Source organism: Variovorax ginsengisoli (assembly GCF_030811835.1).
In the GTDB taxonomy this organism is placed as follows: Bacteria; Pseudomonadota; Gammaproteobacteria; order Burkholderiales; family Burkholderiaceae_C; genus Variovorax; species Variovorax ginsengisoli_C.
Genome location: NZ_JAUSRO010000008.1, coordinates 201326 through 223291, shown reverse-complemented (window position 1 = coordinate 223291; position 21966 = coordinate 201326). Strand labels below are relative to the sequence as shown.

Annotated in this window: 17 protein-coding genes; 6 read left to right on the top strand and 11 right to left on the bottom strand. The window is 68.6% G+C overall.

Annotated features, from left to right (window positions below):
• Window positions 1-11: 11 nt before the first annotated feature.
• The 7 genes from J2W36_RS14520 to J2W36_RS14490 are packed head-to-tail and all read right to left on the bottom strand — an operon-like array spanning window position 12 to window position 8379.
• Window positions 12-764, bottom strand: a complete 753-nt coding sequence (locus J2W36_RS14520) for an ABC transporter ATP-binding protein (protein ID WP_307690456.1) — start codon at window positions 762-764, stop codon at window positions 12-14.
• Complete coding sequence (locus tag J2W36_RS14515) at window positions 764-2587, bottom strand: branched-chain amino acid ABC transporter ATP-binding protein/permease (protein ID WP_307690508.1); 1824 nt, start codon at window positions 2585-2587, stop codon at window positions 764-766. Before J2W36_RS14515 ends, J2W36_RS14520 begins: the two co-directional genes overlap by 1 nt.
• Window position 2588: 1 nt before the next feature.
• The gene (locus tag J2W36_RS14510) at window positions 2589-3629 is read right to left on the bottom strand and encodes a branched-chain amino acid ABC transporter permease (RefSeq protein ID WP_307690455.1); all 1041 of its coding nucleotides are present in this window, start codon (window positions 3627-3629) and stop codon (window positions 2589-2591) included.
• 33 nt (window positions 3630-3662) lie between these two features.
• Complete coding sequence (locus J2W36_RS14505) at window positions 3663-4796, bottom strand: ABC transporter substrate-binding protein (protein ID WP_307690454.1); 1134 nt, start codon at window positions 4794-4796, stop codon at window positions 3663-3665.
• Window positions 4797-4846: 50 nt separating this feature from the next.
• Complete coding sequence (locus J2W36_RS14500) at window positions 4847-5632, bottom strand: SDR family NAD(P)-dependent oxidoreductase (protein WP_307690453.1); 786 nt, start codon at window positions 5630-5632, stop codon at window positions 4847-4849.
• Window positions 5633-5663: 31 nt separating this feature from the next.
• Window positions 5664-7568, bottom strand: coding sequence for a feruloyl-CoA synthase (locus J2W36_RS14495; protein ID WP_307690452.1), 1905 nt, complete (start codon window positions 7566-7568; stop codon window positions 5664-5666).
• A gap of 37 nt (window positions 7569-7605) precedes the next feature.
• Window positions 7606-8379 (bottom strand): crotonase/enoyl-CoA hydratase family protein, encoded by a 774-nt coding sequence (locus J2W36_RS14490; RefSeq protein WP_307690451.1) that lies wholly within the window; start codon window positions 8377-8379, stop codon window positions 7606-7608.
• Window positions 8380-8491: 112 nt separating this feature from the next.
• Between J2W36_RS14490 and J2W36_RS14485 the strand changes: the two genes are divergently transcribed.
• The 5 genes from J2W36_RS14485 to J2W36_RS14465 all read left to right on the top strand — a co-directional run bounded on the left by J2W36_RS14485 (window position 8492) and on the right by J2W36_RS14465 (window position 17534).
• Entirely contained in the window at window positions 8492-9370 is an 879-nt protein-coding gene (locus J2W36_RS14485; protein ID WP_307690450.1) for an amidohydrolase family protein, read from the top strand.
• Between the two features lie 193 nt (window positions 9371-9563).
• The gene (wecB, locus tag J2W36_RS14480) at window positions 9564-10727 is read left to right on the top strand and encodes a non-hydrolyzing UDP-N-acetylglucosamine 2-epimerase (protein WP_307690449.1); all 1164 of its coding nucleotides are present in this window, start codon (window positions 9564-9566) and stop codon (window positions 10725-10727) included.
• Between the two features lie 22 nt (window positions 10728-10749).
• Window positions 10750-12990: a cellulose biosynthesis cyclic di-GMP-binding regulatory protein BcsB gene (locus tag J2W36_RS14475; protein WP_307690448.1), complete on the top strand. Its 2241-nt coding sequence runs from the start codon at window positions 10750-10752 to the stop codon at window positions 12988-12990.
• Window positions 12991-13023: 33 nt separating this feature from the next.
• Entirely contained in the window at window positions 13024-14721 is a 1698-nt protein-coding gene (locus J2W36_RS14470) for a glycosyl transferase family protein (protein WP_307690447.1), read from the top strand.
• Entirely contained in the window at window positions 14718-17534 is a 2817-nt protein-coding gene (locus J2W36_RS14465) for an NfrA family protein (protein ID WP_307690446.1), read from the top strand. Before J2W36_RS14470 ends, J2W36_RS14465 begins: the two co-directional genes overlap by 4 nt.
• Here the strand turns inward: J2W36_RS14465 and J2W36_RS14460 are convergent.
• The 3 genes from J2W36_RS14460 to kefF are packed head-to-tail and all read right to left on the bottom strand — an operon-like array spanning window position 17528 to window position 20977.
• A complete protein-coding gene (locus J2W36_RS14460; RefSeq protein WP_307690445.1) occupies window positions 17528-18481 on the bottom strand; it encodes a DUF4434 domain-containing protein in 954 nt (317 codons plus the stop codon). The genes J2W36_RS14465 and J2W36_RS14460 overlap by 7 nt on opposite strands.
• Complete coding sequence (kefC, locus tag J2W36_RS14455) at window positions 18471-20318, bottom strand: glutathione-regulated potassium-efflux system protein KefC (RefSeq protein ID WP_307690444.1); 1848 nt, start codon at window positions 20316-20318, stop codon at window positions 18471-18473. Before kefC ends, J2W36_RS14460 begins: the two co-directional genes overlap by 11 nt.
• A gap of 2 nt (window positions 20319-20320) precedes the next feature.
• The gene (kefF, locus tag J2W36_RS14450; RefSeq protein ID WP_370869325.1) at window positions 20321-20977 is read right to left on the bottom strand and encodes a glutathione-regulated potassium-efflux system oxidoreductase KefF; all 657 of its coding nucleotides are present in this window, start codon (window positions 20975-20977) and stop codon (window positions 20321-20323) included.
• 116 nt (window positions 20978-21093) lie between these two features.
• Here kefF and J2W36_RS14445 point away from each other — a divergent pair, with 116 nt between their 5' ends.
• Window positions 21094-21555, top strand: a complete 462-nt coding sequence (locus tag J2W36_RS14445; protein WP_307690442.1) for a MaoC family dehydratase — start codon at window positions 21094-21096, stop codon at window positions 21553-21555.
• Window positions 21556-21668: 113 nt separating this feature from the next.
• On the opposite strand, the gene J2W36_RS14440 is transcribed toward J2W36_RS14445, so the two are convergent.
• Window positions 21669-21950 (bottom strand): DUF4148 domain-containing protein, encoded by a 282-nt coding sequence (locus J2W36_RS14440; RefSeq protein ID WP_307690441.1) that lies wholly within the window; start codon window positions 21948-21950, stop codon window positions 21669-21671.
• Between the last annotated feature and the right edge of the window lie 16 nt (window positions 21951-21966).

The window sequence follows — 21966 nt, the reverse complement described above, 5'->3', positions numbered from 1 at the left end:
CCGTCGGGCGCTCAGCGCGCCTTGGCCGCGCCGAGGTAGGTGTCGATCACGCGGGAATCGACCGCCAGGTCTTCCGCGCGGCCCGACAGGCTCACGCTGCCCATCTCGAGCACGTAGCCCTGGTCTGCGACTTCGAGCGCGGCGCGCGCGTTCTGCTCGACCAGCAGGATGGTCACGCCGGTCGCGCGCAGCGCGTCGACGGTGCGGAAGATCTCTTGCACCACCAGCGGCGCCAGGCCCAGGCTGGGCTCATCGAGCATCAGCAGTGTGGGGCGCGACATCAGCGCGCGGCCTACGGCCAGCATCTGGCGCTCGCCGCCCGAAAGCGTGCCGGCGAGCTGCGCGCGGCGTTCCTTGAGCCGAGGAAACAGGGTGTAGACGTGGTCGAGCTGGTCGCGCCACTGCCGGTTGCGCAGGCGCACCTGCCGAAAACCGCCCAGCACCAGGTTGTCTTCCACCGGCATCGTGCCGAAGAGTTCTCGCTTCTCGGGCACCAGGGCGATGCCCAGCATCACGCGCTCTTCGAGCGACAGTGCGGCGACGGGCTGGCCCATGTACTCGATCGTGCCCTTGGCCGGCAACACGCCCATCAGCGCGTTGAGCAGGGTCGACTTGCCCGCGCCGTTGGGGCCGATCACCGTGACCACGCTGCCCTTGTCGGCTTGCAGGTCGATGCCGTGCAGCACCTCGGCGCGGCCGTAGCCGGCGTGCAGGTCGCGGATGCGCAGCAGCGGTGTGGCCGAAGAAGTGGGGGTCGTCGTCATCAGTGTTCCGTTCCCAGGTAGGCCGCACGCACCTTGTCACTGCGTTGCACGTCGGCCGGCGACCCCTCCATCAGGTGGGTGCCGAATTCCATCACCACGATGTGGTCGCAGATGTCCATCACCAGGCCCATGTCGTGTTCGACCAGCAGGATGCTCATGCCCTCGTCGCGCAGCGTGCGCAGCACCTGGCCGAGCGCTTCCTTTTCCTTGTGGCGCAGGCCGGCGGCCGGCTCGTCGAGCAGCAGCAGGGCCGGGTCGGCGCACAGCGCGCGCGCGATCTCCAGCAGGCGCTGCTGGCCCATGGCCAGGTTGCCGGCGGTCTCGTGCAGGTAGGCGCCCATGCCCACGCGCTGCAGCTGGCGCTCGGCCTCCTTGAAGAGCGCGCGCTCTTCGTTGCGGTCCAGGCGCAGCATCGCCGACACGGCGCCCTTGCCGCCGCGCAGATGGGCGCCCAGCGCCACGTTCTCCAGCACCGTCATGTCCGCCACCATCTTCACGTGCTGGAAGGTGCGCGACACGCCGCGCTCGGCGATCTGCCGTGCGCTCAGGCCCCCGATGGGCTGGCCGCGGAACTGCACAGCGCCGCCCGACAGGCTCAGCACGCCGGTCACCAGGTTGAAGGTGGTCGACTTGCCCGCGCCGTTCGGGCCGATCAGGCCGACGATCTGGCCGGCGCGCGTCTGGAAGCTGATGTCGTTGACCGCCACCAGTCCGCCGAAGGTCTTGCGGATTGCCTGCACGTCGAGCACCACTTCACCCGCGGCGGGCTTGCCGCGGGCGGGCAGCGCGGGCGCGTCCTGCCAGTCGACCGCACGAAAGGGCCTGGGCAGGCGCTGGTCGATGAAGTTCCAGAGCCCGTCCGGGAGGTACTTGAGCACCAGCACGATCATGATGCCGAAGACGATGAGTTCGTAGTTGCCGCTGGTGCCGATGAGCTTGGGCAACAGCACCTGCAACTGGTCTTCCAGCAGCTTGACCACGCCCGAGCCCGCAATAGCGCCCCAGACATGGCCCGAGCCGCCGAGCACCGCCATGAACAGGTACTCGATGCCCATCTTGATGCCGAAGGGCGAGGGGTTGACCGTGCGCTGGAAGTGCGCGAACAGCCAGCCGGAGATCGAGGCGAGCAGCGCCGCCAGCACGAAGATGCCGATCTTGAAGCGCAGCGTGTTCACGCCCATCGCCTCGGCCATCTGTGAACCGCCGGCCAGCGCGCGGATCGCACGGCCGCTGCGCGAGTCGAGCAGGCGGATCACCGCAAAACAGGCCACGATCGCAAAGGCCCAGACCACGCCGTAGAACGCGCGCTGCTGGCCGAACTCGAAGCCGAACAGCGACAGCCCCTTGACGCCCAGGATGCCGTCGTACTTGCCCAGCGCATCGAGGTTGCCCATCAGGTAGTAGAGCGACAGTGCCCAGGCAATGGTGGCCAGCGGCAGGTAGTGGCCCGACATGCGCAGCGTGAGCGCGCCGATCAGCGCCGCGCTCACACCGGTGAGCACCAGCCCGATGAAGAGCGTGAGCCACGGCGAGATGCCGTAGTTCACGCTCAGGTAGGCCGTGGTGTATGCACCGATGCCCACGAAGGCCGCCTGGCCGAAGGAGGTGAGGCCGCCCACGCCGGTCAGCAGCACCAGGCCCAGCACCGGCAGCGTGTAGATGCCGATGTAGTTGAGCTGGATGATCCAGAAATCGGGCAGCGGCAGCAGCGGCAGCGCGATCAGCACCACGACCAGCGCGAGCGGGCCCCAGGTGCGCAGCAGGCTCTTGCGTGGCGCGTTGCCCGCCGGTGCAAGCGAGGATGGATTCACGAGCGCTTCCATTTCAGTGGTCTTCATCGGAATGGCCGCTGCGCAGCGAACGCCACAACAGCACCGGCAGGATGATGGTGAACACGATCACTTCCTTGAAGGAACTGGCCCAGAAGGAGCCGAAGGCCTCGATCACGCCCACGGCGAGCGCGCCGAGCAGCGCGCCGGGGTAGCTCGCCAGGCCACCGATCACTCCGGCGACGAAGCCCTTGAGGCCGATCAGGAAGCCCGAGTCGTAGAACACGGTGGTGGTCGGGCCGATCAGCAGGCCCGAGAGCGCACCGATGAGGCCGGCCATCGCGAAGGTCAGCTGGCCTGCAGCCTGGGTCGAGATGCCCATGAGCCGGGCGCCCAGGCGGTTGACTGCGGTGGCGCGCAACGCCTTGCCGTACAGGCTGCGCTCGAAGAACAGCCACAGCAGCACGATGAGCGCAGCCGAGGCACCGAAGATGATGATCGCCTGGCCACTCAGCGTGAGCGGGCCGAGCGACAGGCGGGTGTCCAGGAAGGGCGGGTTGCGAAAGCCCTCCGCACCGAAGAACAGCAGGCCCAGGCCAGTCATGGCGAAGTGCACGCCGACCGACACGATCAGCAGCACCAGCGAACTGGCGCCCGCCAGCGACTGGTAGGCCACGCGGTAGACCAGCGGCCCGAAGGCCGTGACGATGCAGATGGTCAGCAGCGCCTGCACCGGCAGCGGCAGGTTGCGCGGCCCGGCCCAGGCCGAGACTGCGCACACCACCGCTGGAATGGCAAAGGTGCGCAGCGCCGCTTTCAGCGCGGCAGCCGCACTGGCGCGGTAACGCCAGGTGGTCACCAGATCCATGAGCGCGGCCACGCCGGCGAGGATCAGCAGCAGCCATACCGTGCCCGGCGTCTTGCCGGTCTGGAAGATCGCCAGCGTCAGCGCGCCGTACGCCACGAACTCGCCCTGGGGAATGAAGATGACACGGGTCACCGTGAAGACCAGCACGATCCCGACCCCGAGCAGGGCATAGATCGCGCCGTTGGTGAGTCCGTCCAGCGTCAGGATGCTGGCGATTGAAAAGTCCATGGTGTGAGGCTTTGCGACGCGCCGGTACGGCGTTTACTGTTCGACCTTGAACTTGCCGTCGACGACCTTGAGCATCACGCCCGTCTCGGTCGTGTAGCCCCAATGGTCCTGGGCCGTCCAGTTCAGGACGCCGTGGGCCAGCACGGTGCGGCCCATGCCTTCGAGCGCGTCGCGCAGCGCGGCACGGAACTCCGGTGTGCCGGGCTTGCCCTTCTTGAGTGCGACCGGCACGGCTTTCTCCAGCACCGTGAGCGCGTCGGCGGCATGGCCGGCGAACTGGTTGCGCGAACCGGGACCGTAGACCTTCTCATAGCCCTGCACGAAGGCCACTGCGGAGGCCTTGGACGGATGGCTGTCGGGCAACTGCTCGGCCACGGTCGCCGGGCCGGACACCACATAGGTGCCCTCGGCGTCCTTGCCCGCGGTGCGCATCAGGTCCTGCGTGGCGGCGGCATGTGTCTGATAGACCTTGCCCTTGTAGCCGCGCTCCATCACCGCTTTCTGTGGCATGCCCGCGCCGCTGCCCGAGGCGACGATCAGGATCGCGTCGGGGTTGGCTGCATTGAGCTTGAGCACCTGGCCGGTGACGCTGGTGTCGGCGCGCGCGAAGCGTTCGGTCGCCACGATCTTGATGCCGTTCTTCTCGGCCTCGGCGGTCATGGCCTTGAGCCAGAGCTCGCCGTAGGCGTCGGTGTAGCCCAGGAAGCCGACGGTCTTCACGCCATGCGCCTTCATGTGCTTGACCACTGCGAAGGCCATCACGTCGTTGGACTGCGGCAGGCGGAAGAACCATTTGTCCTTGCCCGGCGGCAGGCCGGCTGGCGAGGTCGCCAGCTGCGGCGTGCCCGATTCGGCGGTGACGTCGGCCATCGGCGTGGCGACCGGCGTCGCGCTGGAGCCGATGATCACATCGGCCTTGTCTTCGGTGACCAGGCGCTGCGTGTTCTTCACGCCCAGCGTCGGGTCCGAGGCGTCGTCGAGCACCACGACCTTGAGCGTTTCGCCCGCGATCGTCTTGGGCCAGATCATGATGCCGTTCTTCACGGGAATGCCCAGGCCCGAGGCCGGGCCGGTCAGCGGCTGCACCACGCCGATGGTGAGGTCGGCATGGGCAGCGCCCATGACCATGAAGGCGAGGGCGGCAAGGGTGGTTTTGGTGAAGGTCATGTCGGTCTCCGGTTTGTTGTGGGCAAGGGTTTGAGGGCAGCAGGCAGGAGTCAGCGCGGCGCCATGCGCAGTGCGCCGTCCAGGCGGATCACCTCGCCGTTGAGGTGGCCGTTGGTCACGATCTGGCAGGCCATTTCGGCAAATTCCGAAGGTTTGCCCAGGCGCGGCGGGAAAGGAATTGATGCGGCCAGCGACTGCTGCACCGCCTCGGGCAGCTCCAGCAGCAGCGGCGTGGCGAACAGGCCGGGCGCCACGGTGCACACGCGAATGCCGTGCTGCGCGAGGTCGCGCGCCATCGGCAGCGTCATGCCCACCAGGCCGCCCTTGGACGCGCTGTAGGCCTGCTGGCCGACCTGGCCGTCGAAGGCCGCGACCGAGGCGGTGAACATCATCACGCCGCGCTCGCCGCCCTCCAGCGGCTCGAGCCGGGCACACGCGGCGGCGAACAGGCGGCTCATGTTGTAGGCGCCGATCAGGTTGACGTTGACCACGCGTACGAAGTCTTCCAGCGGTGCGGCGTTGCCGTCGCGTCCCACGATCCGCTTGGCGCTGCCGATGCCCGCCACGTTCATCAGGATGCGGGCCGGGCCGTGCGCGGCCGCCGCGCGTTCGAGCGCGGCCTCCACGCTGGCGCTGTCGGTGATGTCGCAGGCGCAGGCCACGGCGCGGTCCGCGCCATGGGCCTCCCCGATCTCGCGGGCCACCTTCTGCGCGAGTTCGGCGTTGCGGTCGAGCACCGCCACCCGGGCACCCAGGCGTGCGAGTTCGCGGGCGGTGGCTTCGCCCAATCCCGAGGCGCCACCGGTCACCAGTGCGCTGTGTCCTTCGATCTTCATGCGATGTCTCCTTGTGCGTGTGAGGCTGTGGTCAGTTCGGCTTGAGCGTGAAAGCCAGCGTGTCGGCATGCAGCGCTTCGGCCAGGGCTGCGCGGTGCTTGAGCACGGCGCGCTGGTTGATGGAGCCCTTGTCGGTCACCTCGCCCTTGTCGAGTGCGGGGGGCTCGGCCATCAGGTGCGCGCGCGCAATGCGGTTGGCGCTGCCCGTGGCGTCGCGCGCCAGGTCGTCGAGCACCTGCTGGAAGTGCGCCTGCACGGGCGCGCTTTCCAGCACCTGCTGCAGGGGCGCATCAGCGGGCAGGCCTGCGAGCTGGCGCACGGCCTGTGTCGGGAAGATCAGCGCACCGACCTCCTTGAGGTTGATGCCGGTGAGCACGGCATCGGCCACGTAGGGCGCACCGGCCGCAATGATGCGCGCGCGCAGCGGGCCGACGCTCACGAAAGTGCCGGTGGCGAGCTTGAAGTCCTCGGCAATGCGGCCGTCGAAGCGCAGGCCGCGGTGGATGTCGGCCGGGTCGATCCAGGTCACCGCGTCGCCGCTGCAGAAGAACCCCTCGTTGTCGAAGGCCTCGCGCGTGGCCTCGTCCGAGCGCCAGTAGCCCGGCGTGATGTTGGGGCCGCTGTAGCGCACTTCGGTCTTGCCGTCGACGTCCACCAGCTTCAGGCGGATGCCTGCGGCCGGCAGGCCCAGGTCGCCGGAGGTGACCTGCGGGCCTGTGATGTAGAGGGCAAAGGGCGCGGACTCGGTCATGCCCAGGCCAGTGCCCATGACGATGCGTTCGCCGATGGCCGCCTCCTGAATGCGGTGCAGCTTGTCCCACACCGCCTGCGACAGCGCCGCGCCAGCGTAGAAGAACATCTTCACGCGCGACAGCAGGGTGTCGCGCAGCAGCGTGTCGGTTTCCATCGCGTCGGCGATGGCCTCGAAGCCGGTCGGCACGTTGAAGTACACCGTCGGCGCAATCTCGCGCAGGTTGCGCAGCGTCTCGGCGATGCCGTTCGGCGTGGGCTTGCCCTCGTCGATGTAGAGCGTGCCGCCGTTGTAGAGCGCGATGCCCAGGTTGTGGTTGCCGCCGAAGGTGTGGTTCCAGGGCAGCCAGTCGACCATGACCGGCGGCTCGTCGCCCAGCGCCGGAATCGACTGCAGCAACTGCTGCTGGTTGGCGCACATCATCCGGTGGTTGTTGATGACTGCCTTCGGATTCTTGGTCGAACCCGAGGTGAACAGGAACTTGGTGAGGGTGCCGGGGTGCGTCGCATGCATGGCGGCATCGACGGCCGGCGTGGCCTCGGTGGCGGCGAACGCGTCCCAGGCCAGCGTGGCACGACCGTCGAGTGTGCCTTCGCCGAGCACCACCTCGACATCGTCGCCCAACGTGGCGCGGATGGCTCGGCCATAGCGCTTGGCATCGGCGGCGAACACCAGACCGGGCGTGAGGGTGCCGATGACGTGGCGCAGCTTCTCGAAGTCCTGGCTCACCGTGGCATAGGCCGGCGACACCGGGCTGTAGGGCACGCCAGCGTAGAGGCAGCCGAGTGCCAGCAGCGCATGTTCGATGCTGTTCTCGCTGAGGATGGCCACGGGACGGTTTTCATCGAGCCCGCGGTCGAGCAGGGCCTGGCCGATGCGACGTGCATGCTGCAGCGCCTGCGCGTAGCTCACATGCACCCAGTCGCCGGTGCGGCCGTCGGCCAGGCGCTCCCGGCGTGCGATGAAGGTGCGCTCGGGGGTGGCCTCGGCCCAGTGCAGCAGCCGGTCGGTCAGGCGATGCGCATAGGCGCCCAGTGGCTGTTCGGCCTGCAGGTACTGCACCCCGGCCTCGCCCTGACTCAGCGTGGCGCGTGTGATGCCGAAGGCGAGCGGCCGGTAGCGCGGGCTGGCGGTGGTGGCTGGGCTGGCCAGGTTGGGCCGTGAAAGGGTGCTTGTCTCGCTCATGGTGGATGGTTCCGGTTTTTCTATGAAGCGCAGGACGTCAGTCCTTGGACACCTTGGCCGCGCGCCCTTCGAGGAAGTCGCGCACCCGCTGCTTGGCCTCCGGCGCGTTCTGTGCGATGCCGGCCATCAGCGCTTCGGTGAAGAAACCATGGTCGGCCGGCTGTTCGGCGATGCGCGGCAGGGCGTGCATCAGCGCGTAGTTGGTCAGCGGCGCGTTGGTGGCCACGCGCCTGGCGAGTTCGAGCGCCTTGTCGAACGCGGTGCCTTCGGGCACCAGATACTGGGCGAAGCCGGCACGCTCTCCTTCTTCGGCCTTGTAGACGCGGCCGGTCATCATCATGTCGGTCATGCGGGCCGCGCCAATGAGTTTGGGGATGCGCACCGATCCGCCGCCGCCCACGAAGATGCCGCGCGAGCCTTCGGGCAACGCATAGAACGTGGTGCTGTCGGCCACGCGAATGTGGCAGGCGCTCGCCAGTTCCAGGCCGCCGCCTACCACCGCACCGTGCAGTGCCGCGATCACGGGCACCGGACCGAACTGAACGCGCTCGAGCGCGCTGTGCCACATGCGCGAGTGGTGCACGCCCTGGCCGGCGTCGCGCTCCTGCAGTTCGCTCAGGTCGAGGCCCGCGCAGAAGTGAGGGCCTTCGCCATCGATCACCGCGGCACCGATGGTGGCAGGGAAGTTTTCGAACGCGTCGCGCAGTGCGAGGATGATCCCGTCGGACAGCGCATTGCGCTTGGCACCGCGGGCGAGCCGCACCACGGCGACGTTGTCTTGGAGCTCGATGTGAAGGTCAGGGTGAGTCATGATTGCGTTCCGATCTGGCTTCGATTATGGTTATGAGAGATAACCAATTCAAGCCGCATCGGGCCGCTTGGCATGGGGACTTACCCGCAGTGCAAGGACGCAAGGAGACAGCATGGACCATCAGAATCTGATCGCGATCGACACCCACACGCATGCCGAGGTGAGTTGTTGGAACCCCTTCGACAACTACGGTGAGGAGTACGACCGTGCCGCCGACAAATACTTCAAGGCCGGCCGGCGCCCGACCATCCAGGAAAGCGTCGACTACTACCGCGAGCGCAGGATCGGGCTGGTGATGTTCATGGTCGATGCCGAGTCGAACATGGGCCGGCGCCGCATCCCCAACGAGGAAATCGCCGAGGCGGCGCAGAAGAATTCGGACATCATGATCGCCTTTGCCAGCATCGACCCGCACAAGGGCAAGATGGGCGCGCGCGAAGCGCGCCGGCTGATCGAAGAGTACGGCGTGAAGGGCTTCAAGTTCCATCCGACCGTGCAGGGTTTCCATCCCTACGACCGCATGGCCTGGCCGATCTACGAGGTCATCAACGAATACGGCCTGCCCGCGGTCTTCCACACCGGCCACAGCGGCATCGGTTCGGGCATGCGCTGCGGTGGCGGCCTGCGTCTGGAATACAGCAACCCGATGCACCTGGACGACGTGGCCATCGATTTCCCCGACATGCAGATCGTCATGGCGCATCCGAGCTTCCCGTGGCAGGACGAGGCGCTGAGCGTGGCCACGCACAAACCCAATGTCTGGATCGACCTGTCGGGCTGGAGTCCGAAGTACTTCCCCAAGCAGTTGGTGCAGTACGCCAACACGTTGCTCAAGGACCGTGTGCTGTTCGCCAGCGACTACCCGCTCATCACGCCCGATCGCTGGCTCAAGGACTTCGAGGACGCCGGCTTCAAGCCTGAGGTCATGCCCGGCATCCTGAAAGGGAATGCCGTGCGGTTGCTCAAGCTCGACGTCCCTACAGCTGCCTGAAATCGAGAATTAGTTCACGTAAAGCGCCTGAATGAAGGCGCGGCGCTGGCTTTGTATTGTTTCTTTTGGCAACGATTGTTAAAGTTAGCGTATCGAGGGTCAGTCGGCGCAGATCGTCCCGCCCGCGAGGGGTACTGAAACCCCTTCCATGGTTCGCTAGCGCCGGTATGGGCGCGGCTTTCTGGCGCCTCGAATGCACGTTCTCTCTATCTTCGGGACCCGGCCCGAAGCCATCAAGATGGCACCCCTGGTCATTGCGCTGCGCAATGAACCCCACCTGCGCAGCAGTGTGTGCGTCACGGGCCAACACCGCGAGATGCTGGCGCAGGTCATGCAGCTGTTCGACCTGCATACCGACCATGCCCTGGACGTCATGCGGCCAGACCAGACCCTCAATGGCCTCTATGCACGGCTCATCGCCAGCGTCGACGAGGTGCTGGCGACGGTCCGTCCGGACTGCGTGCTCGTCCATGGCGACACCACCACCGCCACGGCCTGTGCCATGGCCGCCTTCCACCGCCGCATCCCGGTCGGCCATGTGGAGGCGGGCCTGCGCAGCGGCGATCTGCAGTCGCCCTTTCCGGAGGAGATGAACCGCCGCTTCGTCGACGCGGTCGCTACCTGGCTGTTCGCACCCACGGTCACCGCGCGTGACGCGCTGCAGGCCGAGCGGCTGCCCGGCCGGATCTGGGTCACCGGCAATACGGTGATCGACGCGCTGGCCACCACGGTGGCACGGCTGGCCGCCGACGCTGGGCTGGCCCGCACGCTGGCGCAGCGTCATGGCTGGCTCGACCCGCGCCGCAAACTGGTGCTGGTCACCGGCCATCGGCGCGAGAACTTCGGCGAGGGCTTTCGCGGCATCTGCGCCGCACTGCGCACGCTGGCCGGGCGCAGTGACGTGCAGATCGTCTACCCGGTGCATCTCAACCCCCAGGTGCACGACGTGGTCCGAGCTACGCTTTCGGACCTGGACAACGTGCACCTGATCGCACCGCTCGACTACCTCGACTTCGTCTGGTTCATGCAGCGTGCCCACCTGATCCTGACCGATTCGGGCGGGGTGCAGGAAGAGGCGCCGCACCTGGGCAAGCCGGTGCTGGTGATGCGCGACGTGACCGAGCGGCCCGAGGCCGTGGCGGCCGGCACGGTGCGACTGGTGGGCACCTCGCCCGAGCGCATCTTGACCGAGGCCGCGCGCCTGCTCGACGACGACGCGGTGCATGCCGCGTTCGGTGATCGAGGCAACCCCTACGGGGACGGCCATGCCTGCGGACGCATCGTCGACGCGCTGTGCGGGCGCCCGGTGGCCGAGCTTGCAGCCACCCCCACACCGAACCGGGTTCGATTTTCCTGAGATTTTTGGCGGAGTTGTTCTGATGGTTTTGCGTTTTCTGTCTTTGCGGCGCCCGGCGGCACTGCTCGCCGTGGCCGGCTTCACGGTCTCATTCGCGGCATCGGCCAGTCCGGCCGGCGACGCGCTGCTGCGCCTGCGCAGCGAGCCCTGGATCACCCGCAGCTACACCCTGGCCGACCTGGGCATCACCGAGCCGGTGGTGCTCAGCGGCAGCGACGCGCGCCAGGAGTTCTTTCTGCCGGTGCCGCGCAGCCTGCCTCTGAGCGACGCGACGCTGGAATTCAGCGGCCGTTTCCAGAAGACCGAAGAGGGGCGCACTTCTCTGTTGCTGTACGTGGCCGGCAAGCCGGTGTTCTCGCGCCGCGTCGAGGGCGCCGAGGGCGACGCGAGCCAGACGGTGAAGCTCGATGCGCTGGCGCGCGGCACCGGCTTCGTGCGCCTGGGCGTGAACTGGTCATCGACCGTCAAGCTCAATGCCTGCGAGGCCGATCGGCCGACCGGCAACGTGCTTTCCATCGGTCCGGACACGCGTCTGAGTTACCGCTTCCACAACGATGCGCTCACCAGCCTGGCCGACGCCTGGGTCACGCTGCCGGCCCGGCCCGTGCTGCTCGTCGCATCCCGCCAGGTGTCCAAGGAAAGCTTCGACACGGCCTGGCGCCTGGGCGTGGCGCTCGACCTGGCACGCCGCCAGGTCGAGGTGCGTGCCTTTCCGGCGGCGGGTGACGTCATCGACACCAGTGGCCTAAAAGTGCCGGCCCCGCTCGCCGCGCTGCCCGCCTTCGCGGGACTCGCTGCGGGCGACCCCCGCTACGTGCTCAAGGACGCGGCCGAAGCGGGTGCGCTCGTGGTCCTCGGCGCCTCGGTGGCCACCGGCGACATCGCCGTGGCCGATGCCGCGTTGCAGCAGCAGACGGCGCAGGCGCTCGACGCACTGGGTGCGCAGTTCGCCGGCGACGCGGATGCGATCCGCGCGCTGGCCGAGTGGCGTGGCGCCCAGACGGCGCTGTCCGGCGGCGCGCTGGCCAGCCACCAGATTCGCCTGGGCACGCTCGGCACGCGGCCCGTCATCCAGGTGGCCGAGGACGCCGGCGCGCAGGCTGCGGGGGTGTTCGCCGAGGCCTGGCGCGGCATCCTGAATGCGCGCCAGGTCGGTGTCGAGCGTGCCGATGTACCGCAGGGTGGCGACGGTGCGGCGATCCGACTGAGTACATTGGGTGGCAGCGACGCCACCTTCGACGTGACCGTGCGCGGCGACTGGACCGCCACGCTGGGCTTGGGCGCCGTGGGCGGCAAGGGCGGCGTGCCGTCGGCCCTGGTCGTCGATGTGGCCGCGGCGCCAGGCGCCTCGTCGACCCGCCCCGTGGCATCGGTGTATTGGAACAACATCCTGCTGTCGGCCAAGCGCCTCGATGCCGACGGCCGGCCTGAGCGGCTGGATGCGCGCATCCCCGGTTATGCGCTCGGGTTGAGCAATGTGGTGCGCGTGTCTTTCCAGCGCCAGCCGTATTCCAACGACTGCAACGAGACGCCCCAGGGTTATCCGGTCAGCGTGCTGCCCACCAGCCTGGTGCGTCTGGGCGACTCCCACCCCGACGGCACCTTCGTCGGCCTGATGCCGTTGATGTCGGCGGCGCCGCAGCTCATCGTGCCGCAGGCCTACCTGGCCGACGCGCCCACCCACCTGGCGCGTGTGGTGCGCATGGCGCTGGCCGGCGGCGTGACGCCGCTGCGCGCCGAGCTTCTGGTGGCCCCGGCGGGCAAGGCCGTCACGCCCAGCCGGCCCTTCATGTCGCTGGAGGTTCCGGTGGATGGCGCCAGCACCAAGGTCGAGGTCGAAGGCGAGCGCCTGCGCATCAACGGACGCGACACGCCCTGGCTGGATGTACGCGGCCTGGCGGGTCTGAGTGCCGTCGAAGTGACGCGCGCCCATGGCCACGACGGCCTGCGCTGGCAAACGCTTGGGGCCTCGCCTGGTGCACCTGCCGCGGTCGCCGTGTCGGGTGTGATCGCCGAGCAGAAGCCTTTCGTGCTCAACCGCGGCGATATCGCGCTGCTGGGCCCGCAGGGCCCCGTGAGCTGGATCGACAGCAGCGACCCCGACGCAGGCCAGCCGCCGCGCGCCGGCGAGAGCGTGTTCCACGAATGGCGGCGCTACCTGTCGTGGGGCGTGCCCCTTGTCGGCCTGGGCCTGCTGGGCTTCCTGGTGATCATGGTGCTCGCCTACCGCGCACGCAGCCGGTCTGAAAAGAAGGCGCCCTGAGCGCGCATCCCACGCATCGACGACGGTTGTGGCATGGACTCGCCCCTGAACTCTCTCTACTGGCCCTACTTCTTTGCAGACTACTACCGCGGGCTCGAACTCGTGACGGCAGTCGTCGGAGTGACCATCCTGCTGTCGAGCATCGACGATCTGTTCGTCGACGCCTGGTACTGGATCCGCGAGGTCTTCCGCGCGCTCACGGTACGGCGAAAGCACAAGCGCCTGACGGCCGCGCAACTGCGCGCGCCCGACGAGCAGCCGATGGCGATCATGGTCCCGGCCTGGCTCGAATACGACGTGATCGCGCCGATGCTCACCAGCATGGTTGCCACGCTGGAGTACAAGAACTACACGATCTTCGTGGGCACCTACCGCAATGACGCACGCACCATCGCCGAGGTCGAGCGCATGCGCCGGCGCTATCGGCAACTGGTGCGCGTGGAGGTGCCGCACGACGGCCCCACCTGCAAGGCCGACTGCCTGAACTGGGTGGTGCAGGCGATCTTCCGCCACGAACAGCAGCTGCCGGCACCCTTTGCTGGCGTGGTGCTGCACGACAGCGAAGACGTGCTGCACCCGCTGGAGCTCAAGTATTTCAACTACCTGCTGCCTCGCATCGACTTCATTCAGTTGCCGGTGTCCTCGTTGGAGCGCAACTGGTTCGAGCTGGTGGCCGGCACCTACATGGACGAGTTCGCCGAATGGCACAGCAAGGACCTCGTGGTGCGCGAGAGCCTGTCGAACATGGTGCCCTCGGCGGGCGTGGGGACCTGCTTTTCGCACCGTGCGCTGTACGACCTGTCGGTGGAAATGGACAACCAGCCCTTCAATGCCGACAGCCTGACCGAGGACTACGACATCGGCGCACGGCTGGCACGGCGCGGCATGCGGCAGATCTTCGGCAAGTTCAACGTGGAGTACGTCACCCGCCGCATTTCGTGGTTCGGCCTGGGCCGCGAGAAGGTCGGCAGCATCCGCATGCCGATGGGTGTGCGCGAGTATTTCCCTGACACCTTCCGCACCGCCTACCGGCAGAAGGCACGCTGGACGCTGGGCATCGGCCTGCAGGGCTGGGAGCAGGTCGGCTGGGCGGGTTCACTGGCCACGAAATACCTGCTGTTTCGCGACCGCAAGGGTCTGGTGACGGCCTTCGTGGCGTTGCTCGGCTACCTGCTCATGGCCAATTTCCTGCTGTTCTTCGCGGCCGAGTTGCTCGGCTGGTGGACGGTGCACTATCCGCCCCTGTTCCAGGTCGGCGGCTGGCTCATGACGGTGATGGGCCTCAACGCCGTGGCGCTGGTGCTGCGCGTGGTGCAGCGTGTGTACTTCGTGTCCAGCATGTACGGCTGGGAGCACGGCCTGCTCTCGATGCCCCGCATGATCATCGGCAACTTCATCAATGCCATGGCGGCCGCGCGCGCCTGGCGCCTTTTCTTTGCGCACAAGTTTCTCGGCGCACAGCTGGTTTGGGACAAGACCATGCACGACTTTCCTTCGGCCGACCAGCTCACGCGCCAACACCAGCGGCTGGGCGAACTGCTGGTGTCCTGGCGCGCCATCGACGAGGACCATCTGAAGCAGGCGCTCGACCAGCAGCAACGCTCGAAGCGACCGCTGGGCGCGATCCTCATCGAGAACGGCTGGCTCGACACGCGCACGCTCGACGAGGCGATTTCCTTCCAGCGCAGCGACGACATGGGGGCCGCACCGCTGGAGGTGGCGACGGCATGAGCGGCATCCGCACGCCCGCCTTGGCGTCCTTGAAGCGGCACGCTGCCTCTCACACGCCATGCCTGCCCTGGCTGGCCGCGCTCGCGGCCGTCTGTTCGGCCACGGCGGTGCAGGCTGCGCCCGCGGTGGCGCCTGCATCGACCCCGGCCCCGATCCAGAGTGCCGACAGCAGCCAACGTCGACCGCGCCCCGCGCCTGCGTTGCAGGGCCGCGCCTGGCAGCTCGCCGACGCGGCGGACAAGGCCTATGCGCGCGGCGACTACGGCACCGCGCTGGCCCGCGCCGATGCGGCCTTGCGGCTGCGCCCCGACGTGCCCCGGCTTTACCAGTTGCGCGTCTACGCGCTGCAGCAGCTCGGCCGCACACCGGAGGCGGTCGCCACGGCGGCGCAGGCCCTCGCCGCCGGTCACGGCAGTCCCGCCCTGCAGGCCGCGCTCACCAATCTCCAGCCGGCCAGCTCCGGTGGCGCGGGCGCGGCCAGCGATGCCTACCGGCGCGCCTTTCCGCTCGCCGCGCAGGCCTACGCCGACGACGCACGTGGCAACGCCGCCGCGGCGGCGAAGAATGCCGAGGCTGCCTTCCGCATCGATCCCACGCAAGGCGACTGGGCCCTGCTGTGGATCGACGCACTGCAAAAGCAGAACCGCTTCGGCGAAGCGGTGGACGCCGCCCGCACCGCCATTGCGGCCGGTGCGCCCAACCCCGACGCGATCCATGCGCGCGTAGACGCCGCCCAGCGCGCGACCGCTTCGCGCCACGCCGAGGCGGCCTATCAGGCCATCGCGCGGGGCCAGCCTGGCGAAGGCGTGCAGCAGGCGCGTGACGCGCTGCGGCTGGCACCGACGGTTTCGGCCTATCGCTGGCTGCTGCTCGACCAGCTGCGTTCGACCGGCCAGCCCATGGCTGCGGAGCAGGCCGCCACGCAGATGCTGCAGGGCGATGCCGGCCAGACGGCGGTGCGGCTGCTGCGCAGCGTTCTGCGCCAACAGCTCGGCCGCGCCGACGCGGCGCAGGAAGACATCGACGTGCTGCTGCGTCGGGACGACCTGACCGACGCCGCACGGCGCGATGCACGGCTGATCGGCGCCGATCTCGCGCTGGTCGCAGACCGACCCGCACGGACGCTGGCGTTGCTCGCGCCGCTGCCGGCCGACGATGCACAGGCCATCGCCCGACGCCACATGGCCGATGCGGCGTCGGGTTGGCGCGCACCTGGCGCACCCGCACTGGCGGCCGTCCTGCCGCTGCAGCTGTGTCACGACGGCGGGAGTGGCACCGTCTGCGAGCTCAAGCCCTGGGACGATCCCGGTACCGACCAGCCCGTGGCGCGCGCCAATGCCGCCTACGGCCAGAAGCGTTACGCGCAGGCCATTGCCTTCGCGCGCGCCGCGGTGGGGGAAGACCCGTCCGACGCGTCTCGCCAGACCCTGCTGACCACCACGCTCGCCGCGGGTGACCTGTGGCAGCGCGACGAGGCGCTGCAACGCCTGAACCGCGCGATCGCCGCGCGGCCCGGCGATGCCACCTTGCTGCGTCAGCGCGCTTTCCTGCACCAGGCCGACGGCCATCCCGCGCTGGCGCTGGCTGACTTCGTCGCCGCTCGCGCCACTGGCCATGCACCGCCCCAGAACGTGCTCGACGAAGCCTACGCACGCGCGGCCATCGGCGACCGGCCCACCGCCGCCGCGCTGCTGCACCAGGCGCTCGACGCCGCCGCGCTCGGCACGCTGCCGCTGGACGCGCAGCAGCGCTACGACACCCGCAGCAGTGCCACTGCCTTCGCGCGCGAGTGGGGCGCGTCGGTCACGGTGGGCTATCGCGGGGCGCGCGCTGCCTCCAGCGGGCTGTTCGGCCAGCCGGTCTCGGTGCCGGGCAATCCGGTGTTCAGTACCACCGAGCTGTTCTGGCGGCCGCCTGCCTTCCTGAATTCGTCCAGCCGCACCTTCGAGGTCTATGGGCGCATGCTCCAGACACTGCGCAGCGGCACCGACACCTTCACCTCGCAGGTGGTCGACAACCCCTGCGGCGGCTCCTTCCAGGTCGCGCAAAGCCAGAGCCGCGGCATCGCCGGCCTGCCGACGACCACCGGCGCACTGGGCGTGCGCTTCACGCCGTCGACCGAGATGAACGTCGTCTTCGGGCTGGAGCGCCAATTCATGATCGGCAGCGCGACGCGGTCGGGCGCGCTCGACCCCGAACCTGCCGCAGTGCGCTGCCAGTTCAACACGCGCGGGCAGACACTGCGCTACCAGAGCGATACCGGCAGTGGGGGCTGGCAGGCCTATGTGGCCTACGGTGTCAACCAAGGCACGGCCATCCGCATGGACACCAACCAGTGGTTCACGATGGAAGGCTATGTGCAGGCCGGCTACGCGTGGCGCGACATGCCGGCGCATTTCACGCTGCAGGACAGCGCCAGTGGCGCCGTCGAGGCCAGCGGCGATGGGCGACTGCGGCGCGGCCAGGGCTTTGCGTCGGGCGAACTGCGCGTGGGCCGCAGCTACATGACCGCCTACAGCGACCGCCTCGTGATCTTTCCGCATGTCGTCGCGGCGGCCGACTGGTCTTCCGTCCGTCAGCGCGTGCAAGGTGTGCCCGTCAGCGGTTTCGACCGCTTCGACCTGCAGGGCAACGGTGCGTCGTGGTCGGCCGGCGCGGGCCTCGGGGTCAACCTGCGCTACTGGCTGCGCGAAGACCGCTACAACGCGCAGCGCTCACGCCTGGACGCCAGCCTGCAGTACCGCGCCAGCCTCGGCGGCGGCCAGGCCGATCGCGCCAAGGGCCTGTTCCTGACGGTGTCGCTGAGCTATTGAGCCGCCTGGCCGAGCATCCAGGGGTCGACGGCGAAGGCAATGACGCGGTCCGCGCCCGAGCGCCGCGCGAGCTGCAATTGCTGGCGCACGCGCGCGGTCGTGGCCGCGCGCGCGTGGAACGCGCTGCTGCCGTCGGCGGCTGGCAACTGCTCGAACAGTTCCACGATCCAGTCGAAGGCCACGCCGCGCTGGCGAAGCATCGCGCTCAGCGAATCGAGCCCCGCGGCGTGGTCGAGTCCGGCCACGCCCACGCCGTCCTGCAGCATCGGGCGCAGGGGCATGCGATCGAGCAGGGTGGTCCACACGGCGGTGAGGCGGCCTTCGGTCTGCAACTGGCTGTGGAAGGTCGATACCGCCAGCGGCGGGCGGCCCTCGGCGCGGGCGGTTTCGGCCATGGGCTGCAGCCAGTCCGCGAGCATCCGCTGGCGCGCGGGCGTGGCCCAGTTGTAGGCGTCGATTTCGTAGGGGAGGTACCAGCCGCGAAAGCCGGGCTGGCGCGTCCAGCGGGTGTCCTGCATCGCCTGCAGGCTGCGGCCTTGCGTCGCGCGAAGGAAGTCGCCTCGCGCATCCGGTGCCGTGGCCGCAAGCACGGGCCACCAGCGCTCGTCATAGGGCAGGCCCAGGCGGATGCCCATGCCGGCGCGGCCTGCTTCGTCGAAGAGCGACTGGAGCAGCGGCTCGGGCAGCACCCAGGGGTTCGCGCCGCCTTCGTGGCCGCTCCACTGCAGCACGATCTCCTCGCAGCCCAGCGCGCGTGTGGCCTGAAGGCGCCGGCGCCATTCGGTCTCAGGCAAGGCGGCGTAGCTTTCCCACGGTTGCAGGAAGCTGCCCTCAAAGCGCAACGGCGCGGCACAGCCGGCCAGCAGCGCCGCTGCCATGGCACCTCCCAGACCGCCCAGGCGCAGCCAGCCGCGCCGGGTCATGCCCGCAACGGACTCATTCCGCATGGTGGCCCCAGTCCGAGCCGCCGCGCTTGTGGCGCTCTTCGCGTTCTTCGCGCTCGCGCGCGATCTGCTCCTGGAACTGCTGACGGCCTTGCTTGGCGACGGCGATCAGCTTGGCGCGGTCCTTGTAGTGCGGGTAAGCGTCGGCGGTGATCTGAAGATTGCGATGGCGAAAGCGCAGGGTCGATTCGCGCGCCTCATGCGCCGGCCAGCCCAGCACCTCCAGCACCGAGCGTGCACTGCGCAACGACGACTCGAACAATTCGCGCTCGATGTGTTCGACGCCGCGGTCCCGGAGCTTGTAGAAGTGAGTCACGTTGCGCGCCCGCGCCACCAAGGCGGCCTGCGGAAAATGCGCACGCGCCAGGTCGACGATCTCCAGCGACTGGTCGATGTCGTCCACCGCCACCACGATCGCCCGGGCGCTGCCCGCGCCCGCGATGCGCAGCAGATCCAGCCGCGTGGCGTCGCCATAGAACACCCGAAAGCCGAACTCGCGCAGGCCTTCGACCGTGTCGGGATCGTGGTCGAGCACCGTCACCTTCAGGCCCTGTGCGCTGAGCACGCGGCCCACGATCTGCCCGTAGCGGCCGAAGCCGCAGATCACCACCTTGGCGTCCTGCGGCTCGGAGATCTCGGCCAGGCCCTGGCGCGCGCCCTTGGCCTGGCTGTAGCGCGGCAGCACGAACTTGTCGATCAGCACCAGCAGCAGCGGCGACACCAGCATCGAGAGCGCAACCGCACCGATCAGGAACGACGACACCGCGGGCGGCAGGACGTCCGGCCCGGCGGACTGGAACACCACGAATGCGAATTCGCCGCCCTGCGCCAGCAGCAGCGTGAACACCGGCCGCTGCTGGAAGGGCACGTCCATCGCCATGCCGATGCCATAGATGACCGCGAACTTCAGCACCAGGAAGCCCGCCACCACCAGCGCCATCAGGCCCGGGTGGGCCATCAGCACGCCGAAGTCGATGCTCATGCCCACCGCGATGAAAAAGAGGCCGAGCAGCAGGCCCTTGAAGGGCTCGATGTCGGTCTCCAGTTCACGCCGGTACTCGCTCTCGGCAAGCAGCACGCCGGCCAGGAAGGCGCCGAGCGCCATCGACAGGCCGACGACCTGCATGAGCGCGGCGATGGCCACCACCAGCAGCAGCGAGGCCGCAGTGAAGATCTCCGGCGTGTTGCTGCGCGCGATCCAGCGCAGCAGCGGGCGAAGCAGCAGCCGGCCGCCCAGCACGATGGCCGCGATCACGCCGACGATCTTCGCCGCCTGCAGCGCGCGGGCGGCGCCGGTGATCGGCTCGTGCGCGTTCGAGCCATCGGCCAGGAGCGGCAGCAGCGCGAGGATCGGAATGGCGGCCACGTCCTGGAACAGCAGGATCGAGAAGCCGGCCTGGCCGCTTGCCGTGGGCAGCAGGTTGCGTTCGCCGAACACCTGCAGCGCGATGGCGGTGGACGACAGCGCGAGGCCGAGCGCGCCCACCAGCGCCACCTGCCAGCTCGCGCCGGCCAGCCAGCCGACCAGGAAGAGCACCGCTGCGCACCCCATCACCTGCGCCGAACCCCAGCCGAAGATCGGACGGCGCAGGCTCCAGAGCCGGTCGGGTTCGAGTTCGAGCCCGACCAGGAAGAGCATCAGCACGACGCCGAATTCTGCGAAATGCAGCACCTCCTGCACGCTCGACACCAGGCCAAGGCCCCAGGGGCCGATGGCGATGCCGGCGGCCAGGTAGCCGATGATCGAGCCCAGGCCGAGCGCCTTGGAGAGCGGCACGACGATGACGGCGGCGCCCAGGTAGATGAGCGAGGCCAGCAGCCAGGCGGGAGCGTGTTCCATGCCTAGGCCACCTTTCTGGTCGTAGGCGGGGCAGCGTCCGCGGGACGGTCCCGCGGCGGCACGATGCAGGTCGGGCAGGCCTCGATTTCGTCCATCTCCGGCCAGTCGGGATAGCTCGCGAGCCGTTGCGTGAAGGCGTCGACGTGCGCCGATACCTCCGCTTCGCTCGCGCCGCGCGCGCCGTGCAGGATCATCGGCGGCAAAAAGCGCATGCCGCAGAGCGCGGCCGTCTGTTCGTAGGGCGGCAGGAAGGCATCGAAGAAGTAGCGGTTGTAGCTTTGCGGGTGGTAGCTGGCCTCCGGACCGCCGGTGGTGGCGACCAGCCAGCAGTCCTTGCCCTGCAGCGCGGTGCCACCCTCGCCGTAGGCCCAGCCGTAGCCCAGAACGTCGTCGAGCCAGAGCTTCTGCAGCGGGGGCATGGTGTACCAGTGGATCGGATGCACCAGCACCAGCAGTTGCGCGCGGGCCACGCGGGCGCGTTCGGCCTGCACGTCGACCAGATAGTCGGGGTAGCTGCCGTAGAGGTCGTTCACGTCCACGCTGCCGACCGAGCGCGCGGCGGCGAGCAGGCAGCGGTTGACGCGGGAATCGCGCCAATGCGGATGCGCGGCAATCACATAGATCGCTGCGGGAGGGTCCACTTCTGTTGTTATCGTCATGCCGCGAACATAGCGCAGGTGGCCGCGCCGTGTGCGGCGCGACCCGAGGAAATCCCTAGGCGCGCTTGTCGCGGTCCCGACAGGCGTCGGTGCGGCACCGGCGATAGAGTGGCGGCATGGCCACCCTCACTTTCCAGACCCTTCAGGATCTTGCCGCCTGCGTCGGCCAGGAGGTCGCCGTGAGCGACTGGATCACCGTGACGCAAGCGCAGGTGAACCAGTTCGCCGAGGCGACCGGCGATCACCAGTGGATCCACGTCGATGTCGAGCGCGCCAAAAGCGGCCCGTTCGGCGGGCCGATCGCGCATGGCTTTCTCACCTTGTCGCTGCTGCCGCGCTTCTACGAAACGGCCTTCGAGGTGGTCGAGTCGCGCATGGGGGTGAATTACGGGCTGAACCGCGTGCGCTTCATGTCGCCTGTGTTGGTGGGCAGCCGGCTGCGGGGACGGATGAAGCTGCTGACGGCCGAGCCGATCGACAACGATGGCCTGCAGATGACCTGGGAGACGATCATCGAGCTCGAAGGTGCGACCAAGCCGGCCTGCGTCGCGGAGTCGGTGGTGCGGCGCTACCGCTGAGCTGCGCGCCTTCCCTCACGACAATGCGAAAGGCCGTCCGGCATCTGCCGGACGGCCTTTTTTTCAGGTTGAACGAGATGCCGGCGCCGGGCTAATCCGGGACGCCCGGTCTCTCACATGTCCGAGACTTCCCCGTAGTTGGCGGACCCGTCGCGCGTGGCGGCCACCGCAGCGGCACGAACCGTGGCGCGGTCCGTGGTCGACTGGACGGCCAGAACGCCGGTGCCTCCATTCGTGATCTGCACCGGACGCAAGGCCTGCGCGCGGACGTCTGCACGCGACTGCGTCGACTGGAATGGCTGAGGCGGCAACGGGCTCAGTTCGCCCTGAAAAGCCTGAGCGCCGAGCGCGGCGAATGCGGCAATGGCCGAAATGGCGATGTGCTTGGTGTTCATGAGGGACTCCTGAAGA

What these genes read in the sequence shown, in the direction of transcription:
- J2W36_RS14520 (WP_307690456.1), bottom strand. Translation starts at nt 764, where the DNA reads ATGACGACGACCCCCACTTCTTCGGCCACACCGCTGCTGCGCATCCGC.
- J2W36_RS14515 (WP_307690508.1), bottom strand. Translation starts at nt 2,587, where the DNA reads ATGGAAGCGCTCGTGAATCCATCCTCGCTTGCACCGGCGGGCAACGCG.
- J2W36_RS14510 (WP_307690455.1), bottom strand. Translation starts at nt 3,629, where the DNA reads ATGGACTTTTCAATCGCCAGCATCCTGACGCTGGACGGACTCACCAAC.
- J2W36_RS14505 (WP_307690454.1), bottom strand. Translation starts at nt 4,796, where the DNA reads ATGACCTTCACCAAAACCACCCTTGCCGCCCTCGCCTTCATGGTCATG.
- J2W36_RS14500 (WP_307690453.1), bottom strand. Translation starts at nt 5,632, where the DNA reads ATGAAGATCGAAGGACACAGCGCACTGGTGACCGGTGGCGCCTCGGGA.
- J2W36_RS14495 (WP_307690452.1), bottom strand. Translation starts at nt 7,568, where the DNA reads ATGAGCGAGACAAGCACCCTTTCACGGCCCAACCTGGCCAGCCCAGCC.
- J2W36_RS14490 (WP_307690451.1), bottom strand. Translation starts at nt 8,379, where the DNA reads ATGACTCACCCTGACCTTCACATCGAGCTCCAAGACAACGTCGCCGTG.
- J2W36_RS14485 (WP_307690450.1), top strand. Translation starts at nt 8,492, where the DNA reads ATGGACCATCAGAATCTGATCGCGATCGACACCCACACGCATGCCGAG.
- wecB (WP_307690449.1), top strand. Translation starts at nt 9,564, where the DNA reads ATGCACGTTCTCTCTATCTTCGGGACCCGGCCCGAAGCCATCAAGATG.
- J2W36_RS14475 (WP_307690448.1), top strand. Translation starts at nt 10,750, where the DNA reads ATGGTTTTGCGTTTTCTGTCTTTGCGGCGCCCGGCGGCACTGCTCGCC.
- J2W36_RS14470 (WP_307690447.1), top strand. Translation starts at nt 13,024, where the DNA reads ATGGACTCGCCCCTGAACTCTCTCTACTGGCCCTACTTCTTTGCAGAC.
- J2W36_RS14465 (WP_307690446.1), top strand. Translation starts at nt 14,718, where the DNA reads ATGAGCGGCATCCGCACGCCCGCCTTGGCGTCCTTGAAGCGGCACGCT.
- J2W36_RS14460 (WP_307690445.1), bottom strand. Translation starts at nt 18,481, where the DNA reads ATGCGGAATGAGTCCGTTGCGGGCATGACCCGGCGCGGCTGGCTGCGC.
- kefC (WP_307690444.1), bottom strand. Translation starts at nt 20,318, where the DNA reads ATGGAACACGCTCCCGCCTGGCTGCTGGCCTCGCTCATCTACCTGGGC.
- kefF (WP_370869325.1), bottom strand. Translation starts at nt 20,977, where the DNA reads ATGACGATAACAACAGAAGTGGACCCTCCCGCAGCGATCTATGTGATT.
- J2W36_RS14445 (WP_307690442.1), top strand. Translation starts at nt 21,094, where the DNA reads ATGGCCACCCTCACTTTCCAGACCCTTCAGGATCTTGCCGCCTGCGTC.
- J2W36_RS14440 (WP_307690441.1), bottom strand. Translation starts at nt 21,950, where the DNA reads ATGAACACCAAGCACATCGCCATTTCGGCCATTGCCGCATTCGCCGCG.